Consider the following 6371-nt stretch of genomic DNA (forward strand, 5'->3'; position numbering starts at 1 on the left):
GTCCGCCGGCCGCGCCGCGCAGGTACGTCAGCACGACCGCGCCGAGCGAGCCGACGAACGCGGCGAGCGGGATGGTGATCGGCAGCCCGGTCAGCGCCCCGCCGGCTCCGGCGCCGAGCACGATCGCCGTGGTGACCGCGAAGCCGGCGCCGGCCGCCACGCCGAGCAGGTACGGGTCGGCCAGCGGGTTGCGGAAGACGCCCTGGTAGCAGCCGCCGGCCAGGGCGAGGAGCGCGCCGACGAGCAGGCCGAGCACGACCCGGGGCAGCCGCAGCTCGGTGATGATCGCGATTTCCCGCTCGGTGAGCCCGCTGTCGAGGCGTACCCCGGGTAGCAGGTTGAGCAGTTCGGCGGCGACGCTGCCGGGCGGCAGGCTGACCGGGCCGAGTGAGACGCCGGCCACCAGCGCGACGAGCACGGCCACGACTCCGGCGAGCAGCCAGCGCTTGCGTAGCCCGGCGGGCCGGACCGGGGCGCCGCCCGCGCCGGGCGCCCCGCGCCGCCCGGGGCGGGACAGCGGCCGGATGCCCGGCCGGGACGCCCGAGGCGTTCCGGCCGGGTTCGGGGCGGAGTCCGCCTGTCGTAGGGCCACTGTCAGGCCGGGACCTTGGCGGTGGCGTCGACGATGACCTTGAGCAGGTCGACCACGCGCGGGCCCCAGCGCGAGGCGATGTCGTCGTCCAGCTCCACGATCTGGTTGTTCTTCACCGCGTTGATGCCGGCCCACCCGCTGCGCGCCTTCACCGTGTCGGCGTTCTGCTTGCAGCACTTGGTGTCGGACAGGAAGACGAAGTCGGGGTTCGCCTTGACGATGACCTCCTGGGAGAGCTGCGGGTAGCCGCCGTTCTTCCCGTCGGCGTCGGACGGGTCGGCGATGTTCTCCAGCCCGGCGAGCGCGTAGATGGTGCCGATGAACGTCTTGCTGGTGGCGGTGTACAGCTCCGGACCCAGTTCGTGGAAGTAGGTCAGCTTCTCGGTGCGCTTGGGCAGGTCCTTGGTCAGCGCGGTGATGTCGTCCTTCATCTTCTGCACCACGGCCTCGGCCTCGGACCGGTGGCCGGTGAGCGTGCCCAGGTCGGTGAGCTGCCGGTACGTGTCGTCGAGCGTGGCCGCGGCGGGGATCTGCAGCACCGGGATCTTCAGCGCGACGAGCTGGTCGGCGATCTTGTTGAGGTTGTCCGAGATCACCACCAGGTCGGGGTTGCGGGAGGCGACCGCCTCCGCGTTCGGCTGGTAGCCGGACAGGTCGGTGCGGGGCGCGTCGGCCGGGTAGTTCGACTGGTCGTCGACGGCGGTGACCTGCTTGCCGGCGCCGATGGCGAAGAGCATCTCGGTGGAGGTCGGCGAGAGCGAGACGATCTTCTCGGGCCGCTTCTCCAGCGTCAGCTTGCCGACGGTGGCCGGGAACGAGCCGCCGGAGGCGCCGGCGGCGGGGGTGTCGGTCGAGGTCTTCTCGGCGCAACCGCCGAGAAGCAGCACGCCGGCCGCGAGCGCGGTGGCGAAGAGCCGGGGGGTACGTCGGGACATGAAGCCTCCTGTCGGTCGAGGAGTGTGGTGCTTCGCCGACAGGAAGAGAGGCCCGTCCGCGAGGCGCCCTTCCTCGAGAGCGCGTGTCGCGACCGGGCCGCAGGCGACCTGGCTCGTCCCACGTCCGTCGGCGCCGGCGGGAGGCCGACGCCGCGCGTACGGGGCATCACAGTTGCGGGACAGCGCCGGTTTCGCACCGGCTTCGCTGTGGCACGGTCGGTGCCACGGTAGCGCACGACCAGCGGAGATCGTCCGGACGGTGGGGGTGGGTGGGAACCCCGGCGGGGGTGGAACCGGGGTTCCCACCCGGTGGTGAGGTCAGCAGTACTGGCTCTGCTTGCCGATCGCCCGGTACGGGCAGTCGGCGTACTCGGACAGGATCAGCACGGCTTCCCGGTTGCGTGAGGTCTGCGCCGGGATCACCTCGTCCGGCGGGTAGAAGCCGCCGCCGGAGGCCGAGCCGGGGTACATCTCGAAGGTGTACGCCCAGATCTTGTGGGCGCCCCACATCCAGTCGATGCTGGTGCCGTCGGCGATGTAGAGGTCGCTCGACTGTTCCGGGGTGTAGTTGTTGGTCGCCGCCATCTGCCGTCCGATGGTGGCGAAGGTGTTGTACTGGTCGGTGTTCATCCCGGTGGCGGTGTTGTTGTACGTGTACCCGTACGGCCAGAGCACCAGCTGCGAGTAGGTGTGGAAGTCGATGTTCGCCTTGATCTGCTGCACCCCGCCGACGACCCGGCTGTTGACGAAGTTGCGCAGCGCCGCGGTCTCCGGGGCGGAGAAGGCGGACGGGCCCCGGTAGGTGTCCGACGACTTCGAGCTGGACGAGCCGCCGCAGCAGCCCCACTGGTAGCCCCAGTTGCGGTTCAGGTCGGTGCCGACGGCGGTGGAGCCGCTGTTGGGCTGCCGGTTCTTGCGCCAGGAGCGGTAGGAGCCGGTGGCGATGTCGTATTCGCTGCCGTCGGGGTTGACGGTGGGGACGATCCAGATCTCCCGGGTGTTGACGATGTTTGTGATCCGGGAGTCGCTGCCGTAGTTGTCGGTGAAGAGGTTGAGCAGGTAGATCGCCATTTCGACGGTCAGGTGCTCACGTGCGTGCTGCTGGGCGTTGAACAGGATCTCCGGCTCCGCCTCGTCGGTGGCGACGTTGTCGGAGATCTTCACGGCCATCAGGTCCCGGCCCTGGTAGGACGTGCCGATGCTCAGCTTCCGCGCGATGGTCGGGTGGTCGGCGACCACCTTGTTCACCACCGCGGTCAGCTCGGCGTAGTCGTGGTAGTTCGAGTCGGCGGGCGGGAACGCGTTGGCGGTCATGCCCCCGTCGGCGTGGTCGTGCTCCGGCACGACGTCCTTCTCGAGCCGGAACCCGAGCCGGGTGATCGCGTTCGCCTCGGCCTTGGTGGCCGTGACGTGCAACACACCGTGTTCGGAGTAGTCGATGGCGGCGCCGGTGCCGGCGACCGCGGTGCGGTCCGCGGCGGTGCGGGGGCCGAGCACCCGGTACGCGACGGTGGCCGGCTCGCCGGAGCCCTCCGGCGCGGGCCGGGCGACGGCGGGCGCGGCGGCCGCGCTGACGATGGTCAGGCCGACGGCGGCGGCGAGCGCCAGCCGGCGGCGGAACGGAGAGGTGCGGAAGGCCATGGACAACCTCCTGGGGGTACGGGAGAGCTCCCGTTGTCCGCACACTCCACCAGGAGACACATGGTCATATCAATATCTGTCTTTTTCTTTGGCCATCCCGACCTGATCGTCACTTCGGCAATGATTTTCCATGCCTGAACATCTGGCGAAACTTCCCGCCAGGCGCGACAGTGAACGGCAACGATGCCGTCTCCCCGTGGAGCTGCCATGTTCGGACGACCCATGCGCGCGGCCGCCCTCGCCGGCCTCACCGCGCTCACCCTCCTCGGCACCACCGCACCGGCCCAGGCACAAGCCCCGCGGCCGGGCGTCACACACGACGAACAGATCACGTTCCAGGAGTTCTCCCGCTTCCCCGACTGGCGCAGCGGCTCCCACCAGGGCACCCGCGCCGTACCGGGCCGCCACCCCGCGCTGACCATCGACCGCCCGGCGGGCACCACCGAGTTCACCGACGAGCACACCGGCACGACCCGCACCTGGGAGTACGCCACCTGGACCTCGCCCGAGCGGCGGATCGGCTTCGACGCCAGCGAGATGGTCGCGTCCTGGAACGCCGCCACCCCGGCCGGCACCTGGATCCAGGTCGAGCTGCACGGCACGTACAACACCGGGGCGCAGACCCCGTGGTTCGTCATGGGCCGCTGGGCCTCCGGCGACCAGGACATCAAGCGGTCCACGCTGGACGGCCAGGGCGACCCCTGGTCGAGCATCTGGACCGACACGTTCTCGATCGACGACGCCGACGCCGGAGTGCTGCTGCGCTCGTACCAGTTACGGCTGACGCTCTACCGCGCGCCCGGCCAGGCCGCCGCGCCGCAGGTGCGGATGGTCGGCGCGATGGCGTCGAACGTGCCCGACCGGTTCACCGTCACCCCGAGCCGGGGCGGCATCGCCTGGGGCACCGAGCTGGCCGTGCCGCGCTACTCGCAGAACGTCCACATCGGCGAGTACCCCGAGTACAACGGCGGCGGCGAGGCGTGGTGCTCACCCACCTCGACGGAGATGGTGGTCGAGTACTGGGGCCGCAAGCCCTCGGCCGAGGACACCTCCTGGGTCGACCCCGCCTACCCCGACCCGACTGTCGACCACGCCGCCCGGATGACCTACGACTACGAGTACGACGGCGCGGGCAACTGGCCGTTCAACACCGCGTACGCGGCGAGCTTCCCCGGCCTGGAGGGCCGGGTCACCCGGCTGCACTCGCTGGACGAGGCGGAACGCTTCATCAGGGCCGGCATCCCGGTGGTCACCTCGCAGTCGTTCCTCGCCAGCGAACTCGACGGGGCCAACTACGGCACCGCCGGGCACCTGTTCGTGATCGTCGGCTTCACCGCCGAGGGCGACGTGATCGTGAACGACCCCGCGTCCTCCTCGAACGAGGCGGTGCGCAACGTCTACAAGCGGGAGCAGTTCGAGCAGATCTGGCTGCGCACCAAGCGCTACCGCGCCAACGGCACAGTGGCCTCCGGCTCGGGCGGCATCGCGTACCTGATCAAGCCGGTCGACCGGCCGTGGCCGGTCGTCCCGGGCTCGACCAACTGGTGAGCGGCTCGACCATCCGGTGAACCGCTCGACCGGCTGGTGAACGGCGAAGGGCCCGGCGCGACGTCGCGCGCCGGGCCCCGCCGGTCCGCTCAGCTGTCGCGGCGTTCGCCGTCCGCCTCGGCCTGGTCCTCACCGGCCAGCGCGGAGCGCAGCCGGTCCTTCTCCAGGCGACGCCGCTCCGCCGCCTCCGCCATCTCCCCGGCCATCTGGTCCCGCAGGCCCTTGAGCAGGAAGAACGACAGCGTGGCGGAGAAGATCAACGCCAGCATCAGCCGCAGGAACATGTTCATGTCGACGAACCAGAGGGCCGCCAGCACGACGACGAACAGCCCGATCCGGCCCAGCGTGTACTTGAGCGCCGCGCTCATTCCCGCATTCCCACTCTCTTCGTGCCTCAGCCCGTACGCCGGGCCAGCCAGTGCACGCCATGAAACCAGACGACCGCGTAGACCACGGTGAACACCGCCGCGGCCAACGCTCCCGTGAACAGCGCGGGCAGCCCCGAGGCCAGCCCGGCGGCCAGCAGACCGGCGAGCACGCCGAGCGCGATGCCGGCCAGCGCCGCCACCACCCGGGCGGCGCCGAACTCCCAGGCCCGGAACTCGTCCCAGAACAACCAGAGCGGCAGGATCACCGCCAGCCAGCCGTTCGTGCCCCCGAAGCCGCTGTCGCCGATGGTGGCGAACGCCCATTCGAAGACCAGCAGCGCCAGCACCCCGATGACCAGGCCGGCGAGGCTCACGCCGAGCAGGTCACCGAGGGTCAGGATGCGCCCCTCGGCGTCACGCCGGGGGAAGGCGCGCTGCTGTTCCTCGCCGCTCATCGCCCGCTCAGGCCCAGACCTGCTGCGGCTCGGACCGGCGCTCGGCCAGCGACGGCGGCCCGTCGTACTCACGCACGATCTCGTAGCGGGTGTTCCGCTCGACCGGGCGGAACCCGGCGTCCCAGATCATGTGCAGCAGGTCGTCGCGGTGCATGGTGTTCGGCGTGCCGTACGAGTCGGCGTCGTGGGTGATCTTGTATTCCACGACGGAGCCGTCCAGGTCGTCGACGCCGAAGTTCAGCGAGAGCTGCGCCACCGACAGGCCGTGCATGACCCAGAAGCACTTGACGTGCGGCACGTTGTCGAACAGCAGCCGGGAGACCGCGAACGTCTTCAGCGACTCGGCCGGCGAGGCCATCGTGGTGCGGGCCTGGATCCGGTTACGGATCTTGCCGTCCGCCGAGTCGACGAAGTCGTGCTGGTAGCGCAGCGGGATGAAGACCTGGAAGCCACCGGTCTCGTCCTGCAGCTCGCGCAGCCGCAGCACGTGGTCGACCCGGTGCCGGGGCTCCTCGATGTGGCCGTAGAGCATGGTCGACGGCGTCTTCATGCCCTTGGAGTGGGCCAGCCGGTGGATGCGCGACCAGTCCTCCCAGTGGCAGTTGTGGTCGACGATGTGCTGGCGGATCTCCCAGTCGAAGATCTCCGCGCCGCCGCCGGTCAGCGACTCCAGGCCGGCGTCCATCAGCTCGTCGAGGATCGCGTCGGCGGTGAGCCCGCTGATCTTCTCGAACCACTGCACCTCGGTCGCGGTGAACGCCTTGAGGTTGACGTTCGGCAGCGCGGCCTTCAGCTCCCGCAGCACCTTCGGGTAGTAGCGCCAGGGCAGCGT

6 protein-coding genes, 1 pseudogene and 1 riboswitch are annotated in these 6371 nt (G+C 70.2%); of the genes and pseudogenes, 1 reads left to right on the top strand and 6 read right to left on the bottom strand.

The annotated features are described in order from the left end of the window. The 3 genes and pseudogenes from KBX39_RS19825 to KBX39_RS19835 form a co-directional block, all read right to left on the bottom strand. Nucleotides 1-517, bottom strand: a 517-nt coding sequence (locus KBX39_RS19825) for an iron chelate uptake ABC transporter family permease subunit (RefSeq protein WP_210871911.1), incomplete at its 3' end; no start/stop codon positions are given. A 77-nt stretch (nucleotides 518-594) separates the two neighbouring features. Beyond that, entirely contained in the window at nucleotides 595-1527 is a 933-nt protein-coding gene (locus KBX39_RS19830; protein WP_187694676.1) for an ABC transporter substrate-binding protein, read from the bottom strand. Between the two features lie 107 nt (nucleotides 1528-1634). Further along, nucleotides 1635-1728: riboswitch (cobalamin riboswitch) on the bottom strand. Between the two features lie 120 nt (nucleotides 1729-1848). After that, nucleotides 1849-3168 (bottom strand): annotated as a pseudogene (locus KBX39_RS19835) (M14 family metallopeptidase); the annotation flags it as partial. Between the two features lie 207 nt (nucleotides 3169-3375). On the opposite strand from KBX39_RS19835, the gene KBX39_RS19840 reads away from it, so the two are divergent. Further along, nucleotides 3376-4716, top strand: a complete 1341-nt coding sequence (locus tag KBX39_RS19840) for a C39 family peptidase (RefSeq protein ID WP_210871908.1) — start codon at nucleotides 3376-3378, stop codon at nucleotides 4714-4716. Nucleotides 4717-4805: 89 nt separating this feature from the next. Here the strand turns inward: KBX39_RS19840 and KBX39_RS19845 are convergent, their stop codons facing one another. The 3 genes from KBX39_RS19845 to KBX39_RS19855 all read right to left on the bottom strand — a co-directional run. After that, nucleotides 4806-5084 (bottom strand): DUF4229 domain-containing protein, encoded by a 279-nt coding sequence (locus KBX39_RS19845; RefSeq protein WP_104114439.1) that lies wholly within the window; start codon nucleotides 5082-5084, stop codon nucleotides 4806-4808. 26 nt (nucleotides 5085-5110) lie between these two features. Beyond that, nucleotides 5111-5539, bottom strand: a complete 429-nt coding sequence (locus KBX39_RS19850) for a hypothetical protein (RefSeq protein WP_043327373.1) — start codon at nucleotides 5537-5539, stop codon at nucleotides 5111-5113. A 7-nt stretch (nucleotides 5540-5546) separates the two neighbouring features. Beyond that, nucleotides 5547-6371, bottom strand: an 825-nt coding sequence (locus KBX39_RS19855) for an aminofutalosine synthase MqnE (RefSeq protein ID WP_210871910.1), incomplete at its 5' end; no start/stop codon positions are given.

The organism is Micromonospora sp. D75 (assembly GCF_018070405.1).
GTDB classification, from domain to species: domain Bacteria; phylum Actinomycetota; class Actinomycetes; order Mycobacteriales; family Micromonosporaceae; genus Micromonospora; species Micromonospora chalcea.